Source organism: Pseudomonas sp. JS425 (assembly GCF_018223845.1).
GTDB lineage: Bacteria > Pseudomonadota > Gammaproteobacteria > Pseudomonadales > Pseudomonadaceae > Aquipseudomonas > Aquipseudomonas asiatica.
In genome coordinates this window covers 4,077,711-4,101,350 of sequence record NZ_CP073661.1, presented here as the reverse complement: position 1 = coordinate 4,101,350, position 23,640 = coordinate 4,077,711, and the positions used below count along the sequence as shown (strand labels likewise).

Annotated in this window: 21 protein-coding genes; 13 read left to right on the top strand and 8 right to left on the bottom strand. The window is 63.8% G+C overall.

The window, feature by feature from the left end; genetic code table 11:
- Nucleotides 1-190: 190 nt before the first annotated feature.
- The 5 genes from tssI to KDB76_RS19105 are packed head-to-tail and all read left to right on the top strand — an operon-like array spanning nt 191 to nt 4,828.
- Nucleotides 191-2,506: a type VI secretion system tip protein TssI/VgrG gene (gene tssI, locus KDB76_RS19125; RefSeq protein WP_038410477.1), complete on the top strand. Its 2,316-nt coding sequence runs from the start codon at nt 191-193 to the stop codon at nt 2,504-2,506.
- A complete protein-coding gene (locus KDB76_RS19120; RefSeq protein ID WP_200873958.1) occupies nt 2,503-3,189 on the top strand; it encodes a hypothetical protein in 687 nt (228 codons plus the stop codon). Before tssI ends, KDB76_RS19120 begins: the two co-directional genes overlap by 4 nt.
- Nucleotides 3,167-3,538 (top strand): PoNe immunity protein domain-containing protein, encoded by a 372-nt coding sequence (locus KDB76_RS30085; protein WP_200873957.1) that lies wholly within the window; start codon nt 3,167-3,169, stop codon nt 3,536-3,538. Before KDB76_RS19120 ends, KDB76_RS30085 begins: the two co-directional genes overlap by 23 nt.
- A 15-nt stretch (nt 3,539-3,553) precedes the next feature.
- A complete protein-coding gene (locus tag KDB76_RS19110) occupies nt 3,554-4,516 on the top strand; it encodes a PoNi-like cognate immunity protein (RefSeq protein WP_038409968.1) in 963 nt (320 codons plus the stop codon).
- A gap of 54 nt (nt 4,517-4,570) precedes the next feature.
- Entirely contained in the window at nt 4,571-4,828 is a 258-nt protein-coding gene (locus tag KDB76_RS19105) for a PAAR domain-containing protein (RefSeq protein ID WP_038409967.1), read from the top strand.
- 42 nt (nt 4,829-4,870) lie between these two features.
- Here the strand turns inward: KDB76_RS19105 and KDB76_RS19100 are convergent, their stop codons facing one another.
- Nucleotides 4,871-5,038 carry a DUF6026 family protein gene (locus tag KDB76_RS19100; protein ID WP_003258397.1) on the bottom strand — a complete coding sequence of 56 codons (168 nt, stop codon included), beginning with the start codon at nt 5,036-5,038 and terminating at the stop codon, nt 4,871-4,873.
- A gap of 179 nt (nt 5,039-5,217) precedes the next feature.
- Between KDB76_RS19100 and gnd the strand changes: the two genes are divergently transcribed.
- From gnd to KDB76_RS19075, 5 genes are all read left to right on the top strand, one after another.
- Nucleotides 5,218-6,225: a phosphogluconate dehydrogenase (NAD(+)-dependent, decarboxylating) gene (gnd, locus tag KDB76_RS19095; protein WP_230491510.1), complete on the top strand. Its 1,008-nt coding sequence runs from the start codon at nt 5,218-5,220 to the stop codon at nt 6,223-6,225.
- Nucleotides 6,222-7,727 carry a glucose-6-phosphate dehydrogenase gene (gene zwf, locus KDB76_RS19090; protein WP_038409966.1) on the top strand — a complete coding sequence of 502 codons (1,506 nt, stop codon included), beginning with the start codon at nt 6,222-6,224 and terminating at the stop codon, nt 7,725-7,727. Before gnd ends, zwf begins: the two co-directional genes overlap by 4 nt.
- Nucleotides 7,728-7,871: 144 nt before the next feature.
- A complete protein-coding gene (locus KDB76_RS19085; RefSeq protein WP_038409965.1) occupies nt 7,872-9,668 on the top strand; it encodes a glycoside hydrolase family 15 protein in 1,797 nt (598 codons plus the stop codon).
- 201 nt (nt 9,669-9,869) lie between these two features.
- On the top strand, nt 9,870-10,226 hold the full coding sequence (locus KDB76_RS19080) for a VOC family protein (RefSeq protein WP_013973316.1): 357 nt from the start codon (nt 9,870-9,872) through the stop codon (nt 10,224-10,226).
- Entirely contained in the window at nt 10,226-10,846 is a 621-nt protein-coding gene (locus KDB76_RS19075; RefSeq protein ID WP_015270992.1) for a TetR/AcrR family transcriptional regulator, read from the top strand. Before KDB76_RS19080 ends, KDB76_RS19075 begins: the two co-directional genes overlap by 1 nt.
- A gap of 183 nt (nt 10,847-11,029) precedes the next feature.
- Here KDB76_RS19075 and preA read toward each other — a convergent pair whose 3' ends face one another.
- The 3 genes from preA to hydA all read right to left on the bottom strand — a co-directional run bounded on the left by preA (nt 11,030) and on the right by hydA (nt 15,277).
- Nucleotides 11,030-12,304 (bottom strand): NAD-dependent dihydropyrimidine dehydrogenase subunit PreA, encoded by a 1,275-nt coding sequence (preA, locus tag KDB76_RS19070; RefSeq protein WP_038409964.1) that lies wholly within the window; start codon nt 12,302-12,304, stop codon nt 11,030-11,032.
- Nucleotides 12,305-13,672: an NAD(P)-dependent oxidoreductase gene (locus KDB76_RS19065; protein ID WP_038409963.1), complete on the bottom strand. Its 1,368-nt coding sequence runs from the start codon at nt 13,670-13,672 to the stop codon at nt 12,305-12,307.
- Between the two features lie 165 nt (nt 13,673-13,837).
- Nucleotides 13,838-15,277 carry a dihydropyrimidinase gene (hydA, locus tag KDB76_RS19060; protein ID WP_023662371.1) on the bottom strand — a complete coding sequence of 480 codons (1,440 nt, stop codon included), beginning with the start codon at nt 15,275-15,277 and terminating at the stop codon, nt 13,838-13,840.
- A gap of 341 nt (nt 15,278-15,618) precedes the next feature.
- On the opposite strand from hydA, the gene KDB76_RS19055 reads away from it, so the two are divergent.
- On the top strand, nt 15,619-17,109 hold the full coding sequence (locus KDB76_RS19055) for an NCS1 family nucleobase:cation symporter-1 (protein ID WP_013973311.1): 1,491 nt from the start codon (nt 15,619-15,621) through the stop codon (nt 17,107-17,109).
- A 137-nt stretch (nt 17,110-17,246) separates the two neighbouring features.
- Nucleotides 17,247-18,530, top strand: a complete 1,284-nt coding sequence (locus KDB76_RS19050; protein ID WP_038409962.1) for a Zn-dependent hydrolase — start codon at nt 17,247-17,249, stop codon at nt 18,528-18,530.
- A gap of 42 nt (nt 18,531-18,572) precedes the next feature.
- Here the strand turns inward: KDB76_RS19050 and KDB76_RS19045 are convergent, their stop codons facing one another.
- The 4 genes from KDB76_RS19045 to nhaB form a co-directional block, all read right to left on the bottom strand.
- Nucleotides 18,573-19,532: a ribonuclease Z gene (locus KDB76_RS19045; protein WP_038409961.1), complete on the bottom strand. Its 960-nt coding sequence runs from the start codon at nt 19,530-19,532 to the stop codon at nt 18,573-18,575.
- A gap of 177 nt (nt 19,533-19,709) precedes the next feature.
- Complete coding sequence (locus tag KDB76_RS19040; protein WP_013973308.1) at nt 19,710-20,255, bottom strand: lipocalin family protein; 546 nt, start codon at nt 20,253-20,255, stop codon at nt 19,710-19,712.
- Between the two features lie 80 nt (nt 20,256-20,335).
- On the bottom strand, nt 20,336-20,950 hold the full coding sequence (locus tag KDB76_RS19035; protein ID WP_024087388.1) for a dihydrofolate reductase family protein: 615 nt from the start codon (nt 20,948-20,950) through the stop codon (nt 20,336-20,338).
- A 201-nt stretch (nt 20,951-21,151) separates the two neighbouring features.
- Nucleotides 21,152-22,654 (bottom strand): sodium/proton antiporter NhaB, encoded by a 1,503-nt coding sequence (gene nhaB / locus KDB76_RS19030; RefSeq protein WP_013973306.1) that lies wholly within the window; start codon nt 22,652-22,654, stop codon nt 21,152-21,154.
- 150 nt (nt 22,655-22,804) lie between these two features.
- Here nhaB and KDB76_RS19025 point away from each other — a divergent pair, with 150 nt between their 5' ends.
- Nucleotides 22,805-23,617, top strand: a complete 813-nt coding sequence (locus tag KDB76_RS19025; protein WP_013973305.1) for a crotonase/enoyl-CoA hydratase family protein — start codon at nt 22,805-22,807, stop codon at nt 23,615-23,617.
- The last annotated feature ends 23 nt before the right edge of the window (nt 23,618-23,640 follow it).

The following is a 23,640-nucleotide window of genomic DNA, read 5'->3' as shown; positions in this document are numbered from 1 at the left end:
GGTACGGTTTAAGTTGCTCTTCAGTCACTGCCTCATCCTCACTGTCGTCATCGGTCAAGTCCGCCAATGCCACGGATCTAGCCGGCTTGAACGTTGGCGACGGGCAATTTCATTCGATGTGCTCATCTTGAAGAAAGCCAGGATGTGGTTGTTTTTTTCGCCGGTAAACATGATGGCGGTAGAGCAACTCATGAAACAGTCGGACTTTCGTTTCGGATTTCAGGCGCTCGCCGGGCGCACGGAGTTCGAAGTGGTTTCATTCAAGCTGGAAGAAACCATAAGCCAGCCATTTGTACTGAGCCTTGAACTTGTCAGTTACGACAGTGATGTCGACTTCGCCCAGGTGCTCGACAAGCCTGCGCTATTCACCCTTTATTGCGCAGACCGGCCACTGCGTCATGTGCATGGCTTGGTCAGTGCCTTCAGCCAAGGTGAAACCGGCTTCTGTCGCACGCGCTACCACGCTGTGGTCGAGCCGCAACTGGCCCGTGCCCGCTTGCGTTCGAACTGGCGCATCTTCCAGCAGAAAACCGTGCCGCAGATTCTTGAACTGATGTTCAAGCGTCAGGGCATTGCCCGGTTTGAGCTCAATACCAGCGCCGATCACCAGGTGCGTGAGTTTTGTGTCCAGGCGGGGGAAACCGACCTCGACTTTATCCATCGCCTTGCCGCTGAAGAGGGCTTCGTCTACCGCTTTGCACACTGCGCCAGGCACCACACGCTGATCGTTACCGATCGCCTGCTATCGCTTGGGTTGCTCAGCCGGGGCACGCTAAAGCCCGTAGATGATGAAGCGCTTTGGCTGGATGAAGATGATCTCGGCCCCGACAAGGTGCTGTACCACGCCAGTAGCGGTGGCGACCAGGCCCGTGCTTGCCTGCGGCGTTTGCGCTACTGCGAGCAGGTGCGTACTGCGCAGCAGGTGCAGCGCGACTACACCTTCACCAACCCGGCCTATCGCCAGGAGCACAAGGCCCAGGCCAGCGGAATCACGCACCAGTCGCTGGACTATGAGTTTTTTGATTACCCGGGGCGCTACAAGCGCGATGCGGTCGGCAAGCCCTTCACTGAAACGCGGCTGACGGCGCTGCGCCATGACGCCCGCCTGGCCGAAGTACAGGGCGATGACGTGCGCCTGCAGCCAGGCCTGAGCTTCACCCTAGTCGGCCACCCGCGTGAAGACCTTAATGTGCACTGGCGCGTAATCAGCCTGTGCCACGAAGGTACGCAGTTCACCAGCCTGCAGGAAGAAGCCGCCGGCGCCGAACAAGGTACCCGCTATGTGAACGATGCGCTGCTGGTGCAAGGCATGGCCGAATGGCGCCCGGCACCCTTGGCCAAGCCGCGCATCGATGGCCCGCACATGGCCACCGTGGTCGGCCCGCCGGGCGAAGAGATTTTTTGCGACCAGTGGGGGCGGGTCAAGGTCAGCTTCCCCTGGGACCGTGAAAGTAGCAACAACGAATTCAGTTCCTGCTGGGTGCGGGTGTCGCAAGGCTGGGCCGGTGGCAGTTGGGGTTCGATGGCCATTCCGCGTATTGGCCAGGATGTGATTGTCCAGTACGTCAATGGCGACCCTGACCAGCCGATGATCACCGGGCGCACCTACTGCGGTGACCAGCTGCCGCCTTACGACCTGCCCGAACACAAGACCCGCATGACCATCAAGAGCCAGACCCATAAAGGCGATGGCTTCAACGAGTTGCGCTTCGAGGACGAACTGGGGCGGCAGGAAGTATTCATTCATGCCGAGCGCGACCAGAACAACGTCGTGAAGCACAACGAAACCACGCTCATCGGCAATGATCGTAGCGAGCGCGTCGAGCATGACGAAGTGGTGCACATAGGTGGCAACCGCAGTGTCAAGGTCGGCGCCAGCAAGAGCGAAACGGTCGCCCTTGGCAAAGTCGAAAGCATAGGCCTGGGCAAGTCGTTGGCCGTTGGCGGGGCGTTGAGCGTGATGGTTGGCCTCGAGGCCAGCGAGCAGGTCGCGCAGGACAAGCGTGTGCAGGTCGGCGGGCAACTGCGGGTCGATGCCAATGACGATGTGTCGATCACCAGCCATCACGGCCATGTGCACATCGATAGCCGAACGTCGCTGACCCTGAGTTGCGGCGGGGCGTTTATCAAGCTGGGTGATGGCCGCATCGAAATCGGTTGCCCCGAGCCACTGCTGTTGCATGCCATCGCCCAGGTAAAGGCGCCTGCACGTTACGGTGAGCCGCCTGCACCGTCGCAGGAGGAAATCGAGTTTCGCCTGGTGCATGCCGACGGTACGCCAATTGCGGGCACGGCCTACGTGGCGACGTTGTCCGATGGCACCCAGCGCCAGGGTATGGTCGACCAGAACGGCTATGCCCGCCTGGCTGGCGTTACCCCCGGTTGCAGCGCCCAGGTGCGCTACGAGGTTGGCCAAGGCTCGCTGCAGCTGACGACCGCAATCGAGCCGGATGCTGCCTTGCAGGCATTGCTTGCCGGCTGCACCTCGGCAGGTGGCCAGCCATGAACTCCGCTGCTGACTGGCTGGATGAAGCGGTGGAAAGGGTGGCAGGCGGCTTTGGCTGGCTGCGTGACTTGGTGCTGGGGGAGTTTGCCGAGGAACGGCCACTGAGCGTGGTCATTGCCGACATGCTGCTGTCGTTGGTGCCTGGGGTGGTGATCGTGCTCAGCGCCCGTGACCTGGCCGCAGTGTGTCTGCGCTTGGGCAAGCGCTACACGGCGGATGACAGCCAGGCAACGGCGCAGCCGCCACAGTGGCAGGAGTGGGTGCTGCTGATTGCCTGCCTGATTACCTTGATCGCGCCGATCATCGGTGCCGTGGTGGGGGCGGTGGGTACCCCCGTGGGCTCGGTGGCAGGTGCATTGGTCGGCCAGGAAGCGGCAGCGTTTCTGCGAGGTTTGTGCCTGCTGCTTATCCGTGAAAGCCAGATCATCTTGCGGACCGTGGTTGCGTTTCTTGGCAAGTTCACCCGCGGCAGCGTGGAGTTCTGGCTGCGCCAGGTCAGGTTCACGAGCTATGAAAAGGATTTGCTGGCCTATCTGAACCAGTTCTTGACCAAGGTCATCGCGGCAACGGCAAAGCTTCGCAGCTACCTGGGCAACTGGCCCTTCAACCAGGCGGCCGCGCACCTGTTGGTGCGGCTACCTGAAGCAGTGGTATCGCGGCATGCGCAACTGTTATTGGCATGACCGGCACAAGGCACGAAGCGATGCGGGTTTCTTTGGCTATTGGGCCTTTGAGGCAGGATTGGTCACTGTGTTGTGGGGCGTCGACGATACGCCTTATAGAGATCTTCCTTTCTACCCGAAGGATTTGGTAGACGATGCTCGCAAGCGTCAAGTTATCAAAAGCTTCCCTGAACAACTGCAAAGCGCGCCGTATTCGGATGCGCTTGCCAGGTCGGGCGAAATTTGCCCGCGCACCGGCGTGTGGGTATGTGATGAATGGGCGGTGGGGCCCCAGACATTCATGCAAGGCGTAGAGATGCCGAGCGAAAATGGGCGCTCTCTGGTTTGGCGCTTGGTGAAAGGCTTATAGCGTGCGGGAGGGCCGATGGGCCAGTTCGACAGCATCAAACGCGACCCGTGGATGGTCGAGCAGCATTACCTGGCTTCGACGCGTGAAAAAGAGCAGGAATTCGCCGACCCTGACGCCCAAGCATTGCTGATCGGGCCAGCCGAGCACAGGCATCACTACCGTGGCCTTAGCCGCGACTGGGCACACATGGCACTGGAGCTGGCAGTGCAGCGGTATTCCGGTGGCGAGCCGATGGAGCTGGTGGAGGCCTATGCAGACTATGCGTTTGCCCAGTTCGCCCGGCATTTTTCGGCGTACCCGGCAACCAGCGAGCAGTTGCGCCCGTGGGTGTCGGATGAATACCGGCTTGCCTTGTGGCTGCTGTCGCTGGCGGTGCTGTGCGGTTACCCCGAGCGTGTCGACCAGGTATTGGGCTGGCTGAACCAGGACGACGAGCGCAGCCCCGACCTGCTGCTGCATCGCCTGTTCCAGCGGCTGGGCAAAGCCTACCCAGGCACCTCATTGCTTCACCCCGAACCTTACGGCGCCTTGTTGGAGAGCCTCGACCTGAAAGGCCCCGCGCAGCATGACGCGCTCATGCACTATCTCGGGCAGTGGTACGCCAATGCGCACGGTTGCTACTGGCACGAGCGCCACACCCGGGCACGGAGTGACCACTTGGGTTATTGGGCCTTCGAGGCGGCACTGGTGGCGTTTTTATGGTCTGTGCAGGGTGATGCCCTGGAAAGCGCTCCCCACTTTTACCCGCAGGCGCTCGTCGAAAGGGCGCATTACCGACGCCTGGGCAAGCAGTTCCGCGATCCGGAAACCGCCAGGCGCGAGGATGCCCCAGGCTGGCCTTCCGGCACGCCTTGCCCATGGCCCGGGTACTACGTCTGCGTCGAGCGCATGGTGGGCGAGCAGGTGTTCATGCACCAGGTACCTTTCCCTGAGATCGATGGCCAGGTCGTGCACTGGCGGCTGTCGAGAACGTTCTGATTGGCGCTGCCGGCATGCGTGCCTGGCGCCTCACATGATTCGGGAGTGGCAACAATGCCTGCCATCGTTCTGCTGGGTCACACTCACCACTGCCCATTGTGCGGCCCGACCAGCATCAGCAGCGGCTCCAGCCTGTTCTTCGTCAACGGCAGGGCAGCCGCCAGGGTTGGCGACAGGCTCGGGTGTGGGGCGGTGATTACCAGCGGCTCGGCACTGATGATGGATGATGGGCAGCCGCTTGCCAGGGTCGGCGATACCACCAGTCATGGCGGTACCCTGGAAAATGGCGATAATAGCTGGCTGCTCGATTAAGCGATGTGGGAGCAGTTCGGCTCCCACAGGGGAGGGGCAAACTCAGAGGGTAACGGCCTTGCCGTCTGTGCGCGCCTGCGCCAGCAGCAGGTTCAGTTGGGCGACCTGCTGGCGCAGCTGGTCACGTTCGTCCTTCAGTTTACGCAGCTCATCACGGCGCACGGAGACATAGAGGGTCTGGGTTGGGGTTGCAGGCATCAAAGTACCCATGGACACACCTCGCGGTTTTGGCTGGTGACAAGTTAAAGCGTAGACGCTTCACGCGGGCGCATTCTGAATTCTTTCGCAGGTCTTGGGAACTTTTTTGTTTATCGTGGTCCCGCCGTTCGTCGCTGAACCCTCGAGCGGTACGCTGGACTAATCTGAAAAGCTGGATTGTGTTGTCATTTATTTCGAAAGGGGAGCATCGGCTCATGCAACTGGGAATCATCGGGCTGGGCCGCATGGGCGGCAATATCGCAAGGCGCCTGATGCGCGCCGGCCACCGTACTGTGGTGCATGACCGCAACCGTGAGGCCATCACCGGTCTGGAGGGCGAGGGCGCCCAGGGTGCGCACGATCTCGGTGCGCTGGTACAGAAGCTGAAAGCGCCGCGCGCGGTGTGGGTCATGTTGCCCGCCGGCGAGCCCACCGAGCAGACCATCGCCCAACTGGCCGAACTGCTGGAGCCGGGCGATGCGATCATCGACGGCGGCAACACCTTCTACAAGGACGACATGCGCCGCGCCGCCGAGCTGGCCAAGCGCGGGCTGCATTACCTGGACGTCGGCACCTCGGGCGGTGTGTGGGGCCTGGACCGTGGCTACTGCATGATGATCGGTGGCGAAAAGGACGTGTTCGAGCGCCTGGAGCCGCTGTTCAAGGCGCTGGCCCCGGGCGTGGGTGACATCCCGCGTACCCATGGCCGCAGCGGCGAGCACCAGCGTGCCGAGCACGGCTACATCCATGCCGGCCCACCCGGTGCCGGGCACTACGTGAAAATGGTGCACAACGGCATCGAATACGGCCTGATGCAGGCATACGCCGAAGGCTTCGACCTGCTGCGCAGCAAGGGCGGCAACGAACTGCCGGAAGACCAGCGTTTCGACCTGAACGTGGCCGAAATCGCCGAAGTGTGGCGGCGTGGCAGCGTGGTTACCTCGTGGCTGCTCGACCTCACTGCCGATGCGCTGGTGGCCGACCCGCAACTGTCGCAGTTCAGTGGCTCGGTGTCCGACAGTGGTGAAGGCCGCTGGACCATCGACGCCGCCGTCGAGCAGGCGGTGCCGGTGCCGGTGCTGTCCAGCGCGCTGTTCGCCCGCTTCCGCTCGCGCCAGCAGCAAGGTACCTATGGTGACAAGATTCTCTCGGCCATGCGCCTGGGCTTCGGTGGCCACGTCGAGAAAAAAGCCGAATGACCAAACAGAGCATTCCGGCTGCTCCGCCATGCACCCTGTTCCTGTTCGGCGCCAATGGCGACCTGGTAAAGCGCCTGCTGATGCCGGCGCTTTACAACCTCAGCCGTGACGGTCTGCTGGACCGCAACCTGCGCATTGTTGGCGTCGACCACAACCCGGCCACTGCTGAGGAATTCGCCGAACGCCTGCACGCGTTCATGGTCGAGCGTGACAAAGGCGGCGAGGGCACGGCCAAGTGCCTGGATGAGAAGCTGTGGGCACGCCTGGCCAAGCGCCTGGATTACCAGACCGGCGATTTCCTCGATCCGGCCACCTACCAGGCCCTCGCCAAGCGCATCGACACAACCCGCCACGGCAACGCCATCTTCTATCTGGCGACCTCGCCGCGCTTCTTCCCCGAAGTGGCGCAGCGCCTGGGGCAGGCCGGGCTGCTCGACGAATCGGCCGGCGGCTTTCGCCGCGTCGTGGTGGAAAAGCCCTTCGGCACCGACCTGGCCAGCGCCGAGGCGCTCAACGCCTGCCTGCTGAAGGTGATGGGCGAGCGGCAGATCTACCGCATCGACCATTACCTGGGCAAAGAGACGGTGCAGAACATCCTGGTCAGCCGGTTCTCCAACGGCTTGTTCGAATCGTTCTGGAACAACCACTACATCGACCATGTGCAGATCACCGCCGCGGAAACCGTCGGCGTCGAGACCCGTGGTGCGTTCTACGACAGCACCGGGGCGTTGCGCGACATGGTGCCCAACCACCTGTTCCAGTTGCTGGCGATGGTGGCCATGGAACCCCCGGCCGCGTTCGCCGCCGATGCCGTGCGCAGCGAAAAGGCCAAGGTGGTCGGCGCCATCCGCCCATGGTCGGTGAAGATGGCCCTGAAAAACTCCGTGCGTGGCCAGTACAGTGCCGGCAAGCAGGGGCGCAAGCAGTTGCCCGGCTACCGCCACGAGCCCAACGTCGCGTCGGATAGCCAGACCGAGACCTATGTGGCGCTGAAGGTGATGATCGACAACTGGCGCTGGGCCGGCGTGCCGTTCTACCTGCGTACTGGCAAGCGCATGAGCGTGCGTGATACCGAAATCGCCATCTGCTTCAAGCCTGCGCCCTATGCGCAGTTCCGCGAGTCGGAGCTGGAGCGGCCCAAGCCCAATTACCTGAAGATCCAGATCCAGCCCAACGAAGGCATGTGGTTCGACCTGCAGGCCAAGCGCCCCGGGCCGGAGCTGGTAATGGAGAATGTCGAGCTGGGCTTTGCCTACAAGGACTTCTTCAAGATGACCCCGGCGACCGGCTACGAGACGCTGATCTACGACTGCCTGACCGGTGACCAGACCTTGTTCCAGCGGGCTGACAACATCGAAAACGGCTGGCGCGCGGTGCAGCCGTTCCTCGATGCCTGGGCCCAGGGCGGCGAGGTGCACGAGTACCCGGCCGGTGAAGACGGGCCCGAGGCCGGCAATGAATTGCTGGCGCGGGACAAGCGCGAGTGGCATCGGTTGGGGTGAGGTTTCTGTAAGGCCTGTGCCGGCCCTTTCGCGGGTAAACCGGCTCCCACAGGGATATCGATGGTTTCAAGGCCTGTGATGTACCTGTGGGAGCGGGTTTACCCGCGAAGAGGCCGTCACAGACAACCACACAAAGGAGCCCCAATGCCTGCCCACATCGAAGACTATGCCCTGCTGGGCAACTGCCGCAGCGCCGCCCTGGTCAGCCGCGATGGCTCGCTCGACTGGCTGTGCCTGCCACGCTTCGACGCCCCCGCGGTATTCGCCGCCCTGCTGGGCAACGAAGAAAACGGCCGCTGGCGCCTGGCCCCCTGCGACCCGGTCGAATACAGTAGCCGCCAATACCTGGACGACACCCTGGTGCTGGAAACCACCTGGGTGACCGCCACCGGCCGCGCCCGTGTGCTCGACTTCATGCCGCTGGGCGAGGTTAACGCGCTGGTGCGCATCGTCGAGGGCCTCGCTGGCGAAACCAACTTCGAAATGGACCTGGTGATGCGCTTCGACTATGGCCGCAGCGTGCCCTGGGTGGAACGGCTCGACCCGCGGACCCTCAGCGCCGTCGCCGGCCCCGACCGGCTGATCCTGTGCAGCACCGTCCCCCCGCATGCCCGTGACCAGCACACGGTCGCCCGCTTTCGCGTTGGCGCGGGCGAACGCCAGGTGTTCAGCCTGCGCCACCAGCCCTCGCACCTGCCGGTGCAGCCCGGCTGTGATATCGACGAAGCGCTGGCGCAGACCATCGACCAATGGCAGGCCTTCGCCGCCCGCTGCCCACAGGTGGGCCCATATTCCGCCCTGGTGCGCCGTTCGCTGCTGACCCTCAAGGCCATGACCTACGCGCCCACCGGCGGCATCGTTGCCGCCGTCACCACATCGCTGCCCGAGCGCATCGGCCACGAGCGCAACTGGGACTACCGCTTCTGTTGGCTGCGCGACGCGACCATGACCCTGCTGGCCTTCATGAACCTCGGCTACTTCGACGAAGCCCAGGCCTGGCGGGAATGGCTGTTACGCTCGGTGGCCGGCAACCCCGAGCAGATGCAGATCATGTACGGCCTGGCCGGTGAGCGCGACCTGCAGGAATACACCTTGCCGTGGCTGGCCGGCTACGAGCACTCGCAACCGGTGCGGGTGGGCAATGCAGCGTCGGCGCAGATGCAGCTGGACATCTACGGCGAACTCGCCGATGCCATGACCCAGGCAATCAAGGGCGGCTTGCCCCGCCATCCACGTAGCGCCGCCATCTCACGACTGATCCTGCCTTACGTCGAGCGCATCTGGCGCCAGCCGGACGAAGGCATCTGGGAAGTGCGCGGCGGCCGGCAGCAGTTCGTGCACTCCAAGGTCATGGCCTGGGTTGCCTTCGACCGTGCCGCAGGGCTGGCTGACACCACCGAGGAAGGCCGCGAGCGTGGTCAGCATTACCGCCAGGTGGCTGACGAGATTCGTCGTGAAGTATGCGCGCGGGGCCTGGACCCCAGCGGCCGTTTTTTCGTCCAGGCCTATGGCTCGACCGAGATGGACGCCAGTTTGTTGCACATCGCCCTTACCGGCTTCCTGCCGGCGGATGACCCACGCTTCTTGCGCACGCTCGAACAGGTCGAACAGCGCCTGATGAAAAACGGTCTTCTGCTGCGCTATGACAGTGACCGCTGCAGCGACGGCCTGACGCCCGGGGAGGGCACCTTCCTGGTGTGTTCGTTCTGGTTGGCCGACGTGTATGTATTGCTGGGCCGCCAGGCACAAGCGCAGGCACTGTACGAACGCCTGACCGGCCTGTGCAACGACCTTGGCCTGCTGGCCGAACAGTACGACCCGGCGGGCCAGCGAATGCTCGGCAACTTCCCCCAGGCGTTCAGCCATATCGGCATCATCAACACCGCACTGAACCTGCACCGCGCACAGTGCCCGGTGCGTGATCGGGCGAGCTGCAGCTAAGTCAGGTGGCGGTCTCCCCCTGTAGGAGCGGCCTTGTGTCGCGATCGGGCTGCAAAGCAGCCCCGGCAATTCATGCAGTGAGGCTGAAATCCCCGGGGCGCTACGCACCCCTTTCGCGACACAAGGCCGCTCCTACAGGGATTGCGCTGGCTTGGAGTAAGCGGAGTAGACTAGGGCAAACCCCTTCGGCACGGAGCACACATGGGCATTCGCGGTACTGACCGGCAGATCGACAACATCGAGTTCAATGTCAGCGACATCGCACGGAGCAAGGCCTTCTATGGCGGTGTGTTCGGTTGGGCGTTCACCGACTACGGGCCCTCCTACACCGAGTTCAGTGATGGCCGGCTGATCGGTGGCTTCACCACGGGTGAGCCGGTGCGCCCGGGCGGGCCGCTGGTCATCTTGTATGCCGAGGACCTGGAAGCCACGCAGCAGAGGATCGAAGCCGCCGGGGCGAAAATCAGCCGGGCCACCTTTGCTTTTCCCGGTGGGCGGCGCTTCCACTTCATTGACCCGGACGGTTATGAGCTGGCGGTGTGGACGGCCCAAGCCTGATGGCCAACCACAAGATCGAAATCCGCCGGCGCAATATCGAGAAGATCCTGCAGGCGGCGGAAAAGGTGTTCGCCGAGAAGGGCTATGGCGCTACCTCGATGGGCGATATCGCCGAGCAGGCCGAGCTGCCGCGTTCCAACCTGCATTATTACTTCAGCACCAAGGACGACCTGTTCCGCGCGGTGCTGCAGGACCTGCTGGATGTGTGGAAGCAGGACGCGCTGTGCTTCGAGAACTTCGACGACCCGCGCGTGGTGCTGACCAGTTACATCCGGGCGAAGATGGGCCACTCGCGCTCGCGGCCGCTGGGCTCGAAGATCTGGGCCGAAGAGATGCTGCATGGGGCGCCGGTGCTGGGGGTGAACCTGGATGAAAGCTTGGTGCCCTGGGCCAAGCTGAAGGAAGCCAAGATCCGCCGCTGGGTGGAGGAGGGGCGCATCCTGCCGGTGGAGCCGTCGGCACTTTTGTACATGATCTGGGCCTCGACCCAGCACTATGCCGACTTTGGTTACCAGGTGACGTTGCTCAATGGCGGGGAGGCGTTGTCGGACATGGCCTTTGAAAATGCCGTGCAGACGGTGACCAGCGTGATCTTGCGGGGGATCGGGCTGGAGCCTTGAACCGAAGTTGCATGCTGCCGCGGTCCTATTGTGGGAGCGGCCTTGCGTCGCGAAAGGGCTGCGCAGCAGCCCCGGCAATTCACGCTGCGAAGCTGAAATCCCGGGGCCGCTTCGCGCCCCTTTCGCGACACAAGGCCGCTCCCACAAAAAGGACCGCGTCAGTCGGTGGGGTAGAAGACTGCCTCAACTGGCCTCGCGGTAGGGGTTACGCGGGTCCTGCGTCCAGTTCAGGTACGGCTTGCCGGTATCCTGAGCCACCATCTCGATGCAGTTCTCCACCGGGCAGGTGATCTGGCACAGGTTGCAGCCCACGCATTCCTCCTCGATCACGCTGTAGGCATGAGTGCCATCGGCCTTCAGCGTACTGGCAATCGCCTGGTGCGAAGTGTCCTCACAGGCAATGTGGCAGCGCCCACAGCCAATGCATGCTTGCTGGTCGATGTGCGCCACCGACTTGTAGTTCATGTCCAGGTACTTCCAGTCGGTGGTATGCCCCACCGCCTGGCCGCGGAACGCCTCGATGTTGCGGTGCCCATGCTGGTCCATCCAGCGCGCCAGGCCGTCCTTCATGTCCTCGACGATGCGGAAGCCGTGCAGCATCGCTGCCGTGCACACCTGTACAGCGCCACTGCCCAGGGCCATGAACTCGGCTGCGTCACGCCAACTGCCGATGCCGCCAATACCACAGATCGGCAAGCCGAGCGTCTGCGGGTCGCGGGCGATTTCCGCGACCATGTTCAGGGCAATCGGCTTCACCGCCGAACCGCAATAACCACCATGGGTGCTCTGGTCGCCAACGATGGGGTGGGCGACCATGCGATCGAGGTCGACGCTGGTTATCGAGTTGATGGTATTGATCAACGATACCGCATCCGCCCCGCCACGGTGCGCGGCGCGGGCCGACTGGCGGATATCGGTGATGTTCGGCGTGAGTTTGACGATCACCGGCAGCGAGCAGTACGTCTTGCACCAGCGGGTGACCATCTCCACGTACTCCGGCACCTGGCCGACCGCCGCGCCCATGCCGCGCTCCGGCATGCCGTGCGGGCAGCCGAAATTCAGTTCGATGCCATCGGCCCCGGTGGCTTCCACCAGCGGCAGTATGAACTTCCACGAGTCTTCCACGCAGGGCACCATCAGCGACACGATCAGTGCGCGGTCGGGCCAGTCCTTCTTCACCTGGGTGATTTCGCGCAGGTTGATGTCCAGTGAACGGTCGGTGATGAGCTCGATGTTGTTGATGCCCTGCACCTGGCGGTTGGGGCCGTAATGCGCCGAGTAGCGCGACGACACGTTGACTGCCGCCGGGTCTTCACCGAGTGTTTTCCACACTACGCCACCCCAGCCGGCCTCGAAGGCGCGGACCACGTTGTAGGCCTTGTCGGTTGGCGGAGCGGAGGCCAGCCAGAAGGGGTTGGGTGCCTTGATGCCGGCAAATTCGATGGACAGGTCGGCCATTTATGCAGCCTCCACGTTGAGCATGAGTTGGGCATGGATGGCTTCGGCGGCCAGCTTGCCGTGTTGCACGGCCTGGACGGTAAGGTCCTGGCCCAGGGCGGTGCAGTCGCCGCCGGCATAGACGCCCGGCAGGCTGGTCTGCATCGTTTCGTCGACGCGGATGCGCTCGCCGTCGCGCGCCAGTTGTGCGGCCACCGGGTCGACGAGGCTGGCGTCGTCGAAGCGTTGGCCGATGGCCTTGAAGATGGCATCGGCAGCCAGTTCGAAGGTTTCGCCGGTGTCGCGCAGGCGGCCGTCTGCCAGCTCGGTGCGGGTAAAGCGCATACCGCGCACCTTGCCGCTGTCGTCCAGCAACACGGCATCGGGGCGGGCCCAGGTATGCAGGCGCACCTGGTTGGCCTTGGCGATGTCCTGCTCGTGGCCGGTGGCGCCCATGTCGGCATGGCCACGGCGGTACACCAGGTTGACGTCACGGGCACCCAGGCGGCTCATCTGCACGGCCATGTCGATGGCGGTGTTGCCGGCGCCGATCACCAGGCAGCGGTCGGCCAGGGGCAACTGGCTCAGGTCGTCGGCCTGGCGCAGTTCGCGTATGTATGCGGTGGCGGCGAGCAGGCCGGGGGCTTCTTCATCAGGCAGGCCGAGCTGGCGCACGGCATTCAGGCCCAGGCCGAGGAACACTGCGTCGAACTGGTCGCGCAGCTCGCCCAGGCCAAAGTTGCTGCCCAGGCGCTGGCCATGGCGGATCTCGATGCCGCCGATGCCGAGCAGGAATTCCACTTCACGCTGGGCGTAGTCGTCCACCAGCTTGTAGCGGGCGATGCCGTACTCGTTGAGGCCACCGGCCTTGTCGCTGGCCTCGAACACCACCACATCATGCCCGTGCATGGCCAGGCGGTGGGCACACGACAGCCCGGCAGGGCCGGCACCGACCACGGCGATGCGTTTGCCGGTGGCCGGCGAGCGCTGGAATGGGTGCTCGGTGAAGTGGGCATTGTCCAGAGCATAGCGCTGCAGCTGGCCGATCAGCACCGGTGCGCATTCCTGCGCGTTGTTGCGCACGCAGGCTTGCTGGCAAAGGATTTCGGTGGGGCAGACGCGGGCGCAACTGCCGCCGAGGATGTTGGCCGAGAGGATGCGCTCGGCGGCGCCTTGCAGGTTTTCGTCGCTGATGCGGTGGATGAACGACGGGATGTCGATGTCACTGGGGCAAGCGTTGACGCAGGGGGCGTCATAGCAATACAGGCAGCGTGCGCTTTCGACGGCGGCCTGGCGGGCGGTGAGGGGTGGGGCCAGGTCGCTGAAGCGCTCGGCCAGCTGGTCGGCGCCGGCCCGTGGGCGCGGCAAGTGGTTCAGGGCGTCGATCACGGTTGTAGCCTCTCTATTTTTTATGGATGCAGGCGACAAGCATTGCGGTGGTTTCTGGGGCCGCTGCGCGCCCCATCGCGACACAAGGCCGCTCCTACAAGGAACCGCGCACTCCTGTAGGAGCGGCCTTGTGTCGCGATGGGCTGCGCAGCAGCCCCAATGGCCTTAACGCTGCACGGGCGTCGGCCGCTGCACTTCGGCCCTGCGCCCCAGCACCTCGTACACCGACGGATACGCCGGCCGTTCCACATACCGGCCCGCGCCTTTTTCCGCACGCAGGTCGCCATCGGCCCAGAGCACCTTGCCCTGGCTGATGGTATGGCTGGGGATGCCGCGCACGGTACGGCCTTCGAAGATGTTGAAGTCCACCTGCTGGTGGTGGGTCTTGGCCGAGATGGTGCGCGTGCCTTGCGGGTCCCACAGCACCAGGTCGGCGTCGGCACCAACACGAATGGCACCCTTGCGAGGGAAGAGGTTGAAGATTTTCGCGGTGTTGGTGGAGGTCAGCGCAACGAACTCATGCATCGACAGGCGCCCGCTGTTGACCCCTGCATCCCACAGCACCGCCATGCGGTCCTCGATGCCGGCAGTGCCGTTGGGGATACGGCTGAAATCGTCGCGCCCCATGGCTTTCTGCTCGGCGCAGAAGCAGCAGTGGTCGGTGGCGGTGGTGTGCAGGTTGCCCGATTGCAGCCCGCGCCACAGCGCCTCCTGGTGTTCACGCGGACGGAACGGGGGACTCATCACGTAGCCTGCGGCAGTGGCCCAGTCAGGGTCACGGTAGACGCTGTCATCCAGCAGCAGATGGCCGGGCAGGACTTCGCCGTAGACCGGCTGGCCCTTGCCTCTGGCATAGGCGATTTCATCCAGCGCTTCGCGGCTGGAAACGTGCACCAGATACAGTGGTGTGCCCAGCGTCTCGGCAATGCGGATGGCTCGGCTGGCCGCTTCACCCTCGACCTGGGATGGGCGTGACAGCGGGTGGGCTTCCGGCCCGGTCAGGCCCTGGGCCAGCAGTTTTTTTTGCAGGTGGTACACCAGCTCGCCGTTCTCGGCATGCACGGTGGGTACTGCACCCAGTTGCAGGCAGCGCTCGAAGCTGGCCACCAGGGTGTCGTCGGCGGCCATGATCGCATTCTTGTAGGCCATGAAGTGCTTGAAGCTGTTCACCCCATGGTTGGCCACCAGTTCGCCCATCTCTTCGGCTACCTGCTCGCTCCACCAGGTGATGGCGACATGGAAGCCATAGTCGCTGGCGCTTTTCTGCGCCCAGCCGCGCCAGGTGTGGAAGGCCTCAAGCAACGACTGCTGCGGGTTGGGGATGACGAAGTCGATGATCGAGGTGGTGCCACCGGCCAGGCCCGCGGCGGTGCCGCTGAAGAAATCCTCGCTGGCCACCGTGCCCATGAACGGCAGCTGCATGTGGGTGTGCGGGTCGATGCCGCCGGGCATCAGGTACTGGCCACTGCCGTCGAGGATCTGGCAGTCGGTGGGCGGTTCGAGGTTTTGCCCAATGGCACGGATCAGGCCATCGGCACACAGGACATCAGCGGGGTAACTCTCTTCGTGGGTGACCACGGTGGCGCCACGGATCAACAGGGACATGCCGTTTTCCTCGCAGGCTGACCGGTCTGGGCCGGTTCTTGGAGTTTTCTTCATGCAGGGCGGGCAGGGCGGTTAATCCTGTCAGGCCTGACAAGATTCGAGGCTAGATGCTGATCCGCGATTCGGCAAGAAAATTTTCCCATTAATTTTGTGGTTTTTAACTAATTGAAATTAAAGGGTTAATTTAATTATTGGCGCTGGCTGCGTAGCTTTCTGATGCTTTGACTTACTTGACAAGATGAAAATCTGGTCGAGATTTTCAAGCACATGAACCGTGAGTACTCCGGCCATCGCATCAGCCCGATGGGCAACAACTAGAAGAAAATCTCGAGAGAGCCCCCATGCAGCAGAGCAGATCGGAAGTGGTCGAGCGCGATGGCCTGTTCGAGCTGTCCGAAGGTAGCGATGTCCTCGACAGCCCGCGCTACAACCACGACATCGCCCCGACCAAGGTGCACCAGCGCACCTGGAACAAATGGCACATCACCGCCCTGTGGGTGGGCATGTCCATCTGCGTGCCCACCTACACCCTCGGTGGCGTGCTGACCGCCTACTTCGGCCTCAGCGTGGGCGAGGCCTTGCTGGCTATTCTGCTGGCCAACCTGATCGTGCTGATCCCGCTCACCCTCAACGCCTTCCCTGGCACCAAGTATGGCATTCCGTTCCCGGTGCTGCTGCGTTCGTCGTTCGGCATACTCGGCTCAAACGTGCCATGCCTGATCCGGGCGGTGGTCGCCTGTGGCTGGTTCGGCATCCAGACCATGTTCGGTGGCCTGGCCATCCACCTGTTCCTTGGCTCGGTGTTCGACGGCTGGAAGGCCCTGGGCGGCACCGGCGAGGTGATCGGCTTCATGATCTTCTGGTGCCTGAACCTGTGGGTGGTGCTGCGTGGCGCCGAGTCGATCAAGTGGCTCGAAACGCTGTCGGCACCGCTGCTGGTGGCGGTCGGCGTCGGCCTGCTGTTCTGGGCCTTGCCGCACATGTCGATGACCGAACTGCTGGCCCAGCCGCCCAAGCGCCCGGAAGGGGCGAACATGCTCGGCTACTTCTGCGCCGGGCTTACCGCCATGGTCGGCTTCTGGGCCACGCTATCGCTGAACATCCCCGACTTCAGCCGCTACGCCCGCAGCCAGAAGGACCAGATTCTCGGGCAGATCTTCGGCTTGCCGCTGACCATGTTCCTGTTCGCCTCGCTGGGCGTGGTGCTGACTGCTGCCTCGGCATCCCTGGTTGGCGAGACCGTGTCCGACCCGGTCAGCCTGATCGGCAAGATCCACAGCCCGTTCTGGGTGGCCCTGGCCATGGCGCTGATCGTGATCGCCACGCTGTCGACCAATACTGCAGCGAACATCGTGTCGCCGACCAACGACTTCCAGAACATCGCCCCACGCCTGATCGGGCGCAGCCGCGCGGTGTGGTTGACCGGTTTCATCGGCCTGGCGCTGATGGGCCATGAGTTGCTGAAGAAGCTGGGCTGGATCGTCTCCGACCTGAGCCTGGAGAGCGTGTACTCCAACTGGCTGCTGGGCTATTCGAGCCTGCTGGGGCCGATCGCCGGGATCATGGTGGTGGACTACTTCCTGATCCGCCGCCAGGAGCTGGACCTGGCCGGGCTGTACCGTGACGACGTGTACCCGGCATGGAACTGGGCCGGTTTTGCCGCCTTTGCGTTGCCGGTGGCGCTGACCGTCATGGCGATTGGCAACAGCAGTTTCAGCTGGTTCTACGACTACGGTTGGTTCACCGGTTCGCTGCTGGGTGGGGCGCTGTATTACCTCTTGGCCCGTGTGGTCGCGCGCAGCCCGGCGCGGGTGGTCAAGCCTTTGCCGTGAGACCGCGCCGGCTTCTTCGCGGGTAAACCCGCTCCCACAGGTACAGCGCAGGTCCTGAGGCCAACGCTGTACCTGTGGGAGCGGGTTTACCCGCGAAGAGGCCGGCACAGACAACAAAAATGCCTGAGGAAAATCCCATGACCCCAGCCCAACAAGTACTGCAATCCACCCAGCACCACATCGACAGCACCCGCCTGTGGCAGTCCCTGATGGACCTGGCCCGCCTCGGTGCTACCGCCAAGGGTGGCGTGTGCCGCCTGGCCTTGACCGACCTCGACCGCCAGGCCCGCGACCTGTTCGTGCAGTGGTGCGAGGCCGCCGATTGCACGGTCACCATCGACGCCGTCGGCAACATCTTCGCCCGTCGCCCTGGGCGTAATCCCAAGCTGCCCCCGGTGATGACCGGCAGCCATATCGACACCCAGCCCACCGGTGGAAAGTTCGACGGTTGCTTCGGGGTGATGGCCGGGCTGGAGGTAATTCGTACCCTCAACGATCTCGGCGTGGAAACCGAAGCACCGCTGGAAGTGGTGGTGTGGACCAACGAGGAAGGCTCGCGCTTTGCGCCGTGCATGATGGGCTCCGGGGTGTTCGCCGGCAAGTTCACCCTGGAGGAAACCCTGGCCAAGCGCGACGCCCAGGGTGTCAGCGTTGGTGAGGCGTTGAACGCCATCGGCTACGCCGGCCCGCGTGCTGTATCAGGCCACCCGGTGGGGGCCTATTTCGAAGCGCATATCGAGCAAGGCCCGATCCTCGAAGATCAGGGCAAGACCATCGGCGTGGTGCTGGGCGCGCTGGGCCAGAAGTGGTTCGACCTGACCCTGCGCGGTGTCGAGGCCCACGCCGGCCCTACGCCCATGCACCTGCGCAAGGACGCCCTGGTCGGCGCGGCGGCAGTGGTGGAGGCAGTCAACCGCACCGCCCTCGGCCACCAGCCCCATGCCTGTGGGACGGTGGGGTGCCTGCAGGCCTACCCGGGCTCGCGCAACGTGATCCCCGGCGAAGTGCGCATGACCCTGGATTTCCGCCACCTGGAGGGTGAGCAGCTGAATGCGATGATTGCCGATGTGCGTGCGGTGATCGAGGCGACCTGTGCCAGGCATGGCCTCAGCCACGAACTGGTACCCACAGCCGATTTCCCGGCGTTGTACTTCGACCAAGGGTGTGTCGATGCCGTGCGCGAATCGGCGCAGGCGCTGGGCCTGCCGCACATGGACATCGTCAGCGGCGCGGGGCACGACGCGATCTTCCTGGCCGAACTGGGGCCGGCGGGGATGATTTTCGTTCCGTGCGAGAACGGTATCAGCCATAACGAGATCGAGAACGCCACGGCCGAGGACCTGGCTGCGGGCTGCGCGGTGTTGCTGCGCGCGATGCTGGCGGCGTCGGAGGCGATTGCCCGTGGGCGGTTGGCGGCATAGTGGAGCGGCGGGTTGTGGCGAGCACCTGCGAATCTCCACAATTCATCCCGCGGGCTCAAGACAGCCATCGCGCCCGATGTGATAGCGCTGCAGGTCCTGCGCCAGGGTCAGCTGCCCGCTGTAGTGGGCGAGGGCTTCGTCGCGCACGTTGTCGATGCTCGGGCTGCGCCGTGGGTCGTGCTGGTAGCGGGCGCTGAAATGCGTCAGCACCAAATTGCGCACGCCCGCAGTTTCGGCAAAGCGCGCCACCGCAGCTGCGGTGCTGTGGCCGAAGGTGACCCCCGTGCGCTCGACCACCGCCTGGGTGAACGTGGCTTCGTGCACCAGCACGTCCGCGCCCCTGGCGACGTCGGCCAACAGCTCGGGGTTGTCGTTGTCGCCGCACACGATCACCCGCCGCGGCGGGCGCGAAGGGCGCAGGTAATCCTTGCCGTGCAGCCGCCGCCCGCCATGCTGCACCGTCAAACCCTTGGCCAGCTCGCCCCACAGCGGGCCGCGGGGGATACCTTCGGCTTCCAGGCGCGGGATGTTCAGTCGCGGTTCGGGGTTGGGCTCGGTGAACACGAAGCCGACGCTCGGCACCCGGTGCGACAACTGCACGCTGGTCACTTCCAGGGCATCACTGCGCCATTCCACCAGCTCTTCCACGGCCAGCAGGCGCAGTTCGAACGGCAGGAAGGTATCGCTGGCCACCAGCCCCTGGCGCACCCAGTCGTGCAGGGCGGCGGGCAGGACAAGGTCCAGCGGCTGGGTGCGCCCGCTCATGCCGGCGCTGGCCAGCAGGCCCGGTAGGCCGAAGCAATGGTCGCCGTGCACGTGGGTGATGAAGATGGCGCGCAAGTCGCGGATCGACAGCGGCGTGTGCAGCAACCGGTGCTGGGTGCCTTCGCCACAGTCGACCAGGTACCAGTGGCTGCCACTGGCCTCGATCACTGCGGTACCGCTCACATTGCGTGCCTTGGTCGGCACGCCGGCGGAGGTGCCCAGGAACAGCAAATCCATGGTCTGGCTCCTTGTTTCAGCCCAGCAGTAACGTCTCCACCAGCGGGCCGATGGGTGTCGGGCGGATGCAAGGTGCTGGTGGCGGCGTGGTACTCAACGGGCTCGTTCCTTCGAGGTAGTAAGGGCGCACACCTTAGCCGGATTGCCGCATGTCGTCGATGGCCTGCCAGGCCTTGCCTACTCGGCCTGCCGCCAGATGAGCTTGCTGGTGTCATAGCCTTGCTCCCGGGCGATCGTCAGCAGTTGCTCGCGCATCTGGTCCGTGACTGCAGGCGTGCGTGAAAGCAGCCACAGGTATTCGCGGTTCGGGTGGCCGACCAAGGCTACGCGGTAGTCCTGGTCGTGGTACAGCACCCAGTACTCGCCCTTGGTAAGGCCGGGCGCGAGGCGGCTGAACCAGTTGTCGAAGCGCACCCAGAGCTTGTCGGTGCTGCCCGGTTGCTGGGCTTCGGCGATGCCCTTGGCCTGGTTCCACTGGCCGTCCTTTTCCTGGCAGCGGTTGGTCACGTCGAGGCGACCATCCTCTCGCAGGCCATACTGCGCCTCGGACTGCACGCAGTTGCGCTGGAAGAACATCGGCAGCCGGGCGAGTTCGTACCAGGTGCCCTGGTAACGTTGCAGGTCGACCTGCTGGGTACGCGGCGGTGCCGGGTGATCGTTGCCGGCGCAGCCGAGCAGGGCCAAGGTCATGCAGGAAAGCAGCAACGTGGTGCGTAGCGCCATGGTGAACCTCCTTGATACGGACGGGGCTTACTTGGGTTTCGATGCGAGCGAGAGGCAAAAGTTGTACAGGATTATGCCTTTCAGAACGAACCGGTCTGCACTTCGCCTGCACGCACGTAACGGGCGATGAGCACGCCCGTGGGCGAAACCTGCGAATGCTGCAGTGTGAAGGCCGCCGCTGCCGCATCGTCGCCGAAAAGGCGCTTGCCGTGGCCGAGCAGCAACGGGTGGATCAGCAGTTGCAGTTCATCGACCAGGCCCGCCGCCAGCAGTTGCTGCACCAGATCGCTGCTGCCCTGGGTCAGCAGGTTGGCGCCGTCCTTCTGTTTCAGCGCGTGGACCGCTGCGGTGATGTCTGCGCCCAGTGCATGGCTGTTGTGCCAGTCGAGGGTTGCGGGGGTGTGGGTGGCCACGTGCTTGGGCACGCTGTTGAACAGGTTGGCGATGGAGAAGTCTTCCGAGCTGCCTTTTACCTTTGGCCAGTAGCCGGCGAAGATGTCGTAGGTGCGCCGGCCCAACAGCAGTTCGAAGGGCTGGCTGAACAGGGCTTGCATGGCTTGGCCGAAGATTTCCTCGGCGTAGGGTACGATCCAGCCGCCGTAGGTGAAGCCGCCGCTGGTGTCTTCCTGCGGACCACCGGGGGCCTGCATGACACCGTCGAGGCTGATGAAGGCGGCTACGATGAGTTTGCGCATGGGGACTCTCCTGTGTGCAGCCGGGGTGGCTGGGGGCATGGGATAGTCGAATGGCAGGCAGCAGAATCGACAGGGCTGTTTGAGTGGTCTGCACTGGTCCTTTCGCGGGTAAACCCGCTCCCACATGATCACCACAGTTTCGAAGGCTGTGCAGTACCTGTGGGAGCGGGTTCACCCGCGAAGAGGCCGGCGCAGGCTACCTCAAAGCCAGTAGGTCACCGCCCACCACCCCAGCCCACCCATCACTACGGTATAGGGCAAGGCCATCCACACCATTCGCCCATACGACAGCCGGATCAGCGGCGCAATCGCCGAAGTCAGCAGGAACAGGAACGCCGCCTGCCCATTCGGCGTTGCCACGCTCGGCAGGTTGGTGCCGGTGTTGATCGCCACCGCCAGCGTCTCGAAATGCTCGCGGCTCATGCTGCCATTGAGGAACGCCTGCTTCACCTCGGTGATGTAGATGGTGGCAACGAACACGTTGTCGCTGATCGCCGACAGCAGGCCGTTGGCCAGGTACAGCATGCCCGGTTGCTGCTCGGCCGGAAGCGCCAGCACCCAGGCAATCAACGGGCTGAACAGTTGCTGCTGATGAATCACTGCCACCACGGCGAAGAACACCACCAGCAAAGCGGTGAACGGCATGGCGTCCTGGAAGGCACGGCCCAGGCGATGTTCGTCGGTAATGCCTGTGAATGCCGTGATCAGCACGATCACCATCAGGCCGATCAGGCCGACCTCGGCAACGTGCAGCCCCAGGCAGAAGATCAGGATCAATGCAGCGAACCCTTGCACCCACAGCGCGATGCGCTGGGCAGTCGTGCGTGCAGCATCGTCCTCGGCGGCATAGGCGGCCAACACCTGGCGCACTGGCTCGGGCATCAGCGTGCCATAGCCGAACAGGCGCAGCTTCTCCAGCAGCACGCAGGTCAGCAGGCCGGCGCCCAGCACCGGGAGCGACACCGGTGCCACCTTCAGGAAGAAATCGGCAAAGTGCCAGCCCATTTCGTGGCCGATCAGCAGGTTCTGCGGTTCGCCCACCAGCGTGCACACGCCGCCCAGGGCGGTGCCCACCGCACCATGCATCAGCAGGCTGCGCAGGAATGCGCGGAACTGGTCGAGGTCTTCACGGTGCAACTGTGCGACCTGCTGGTCGCTGTCCAGCGCACTGTCTTCGCGCGGATTGGCCCCGGAGGCGACGCGGTGGTACACCGCATAGAAACCGACCGCGGCGCTGATGATCACGGCGGTCACGGTCAGTGCATCGAGAAACGCCGAGAGGAATGCCGACAGCACGCAGAACAGCAACGCCAGGGTCGCCTTCGAACGCACCCCCAGCAGGATGCGCGAGAACAGGAACAGCAGCAGTTCCTTCATGAAGTGGATGCCCGCGACCATGAACATCAGCAGCAGGATCACCGGGAAGTTGTGCTGCAACTCTTCGTACAGGGCTTGCGGGGTAGTCATCTGCAACAGCAGGGCTTCGACCAGCAGCAGGCCGCCAGGCATCAGCGGGTAGCACTTCAGGGCCATGCCCAGGGTGAAGATGAATTCGAGCACCAGTGCCCAGCCGGCAGCGACCGGGCCGACGGTCACCAGCAGCAGCGGGTTGAGCACCAGGAACAGGCAGATGACTGCCTTGTACCAAAGCGGCGACTGGCCCAGAAAGCTGTGGGCGAGGGCGCCGGTCAGGGAGCGCGACATGAATTTGTATCCTTATGATTCGGCGATGGCGCACGGTGCCGGATCAGCGCGTCTTAGGCAAGGCGTAAAGTCCCGTTTTTGGCACAAGTGCGGTCATCGGGCTGGGTTAACATCCGGGCCATGAACCCTTTATCCGCAGGAGTGCCGCCCGTGACCGAGTACAGCGCATTCAAGGTCGAACTGACCAACAGCATCGCCCACGTTCAGATCAACCGCCCGGACAAGCGCAATGCGATGAACGCGGCCTTCTGGGAGGAGATCATCGACATCTTCCAGTGGGTCGACGACACCGACGCGGTGCGGGCGGTTGTGATCAGCGGTGCCGGCAAGCATTTTTCCGCCGGTATCGACCTGATGATGCTGGCTTCGCTGGCCGGGCAGATGGGCAAGGACGTGGGGCGTAACGCGCGCTTCCTGCGCAGCACCATCTTGCGCCTGCAGGCGTCGTTCAATGCCGTGGACAAATGCCGCAAGCCGGTACTGGCCGCGGTGCAGGGTTACTGCATTGGCGGCGCCATCGACCTCATCTCGGCTTGCGACATGCGCTACTGCAGCAGCGACGCGCAGTTCTCGATCAAGGAAATCGACATGGGCATGGCCGCCGATGTCGGCACACTGCAACGTTTGCCTCGTATCATCGGTGACGGCATGATGCGTGAGCTGGCTTTCACCGGGCGCAATGTCGAGGCAGAAGAGGCGCTGCGCATCGGCCTGGTCAACCGGGTTTATGATGATCAGGCCGCGCTGATGGACGGGGTCTTTGCCATCGCTGGCGAGATTGCCGCAAAATCGCCGATCGCCGTGGCCGGCACCAAGGAAATGCTCAGCTACATGCGTGACCATCGCATCGATGATGGCCTGGAGTACATCGCCACCTGGAACGCCGCGATGCTGCAGTCCGAAGACCTGCGCGTGGCGGTGGCGGCGCACATGAGCAAACAGAAACCGACGTTCGCCGACTGATCAGGCCGGGGGACGCGAAGTAA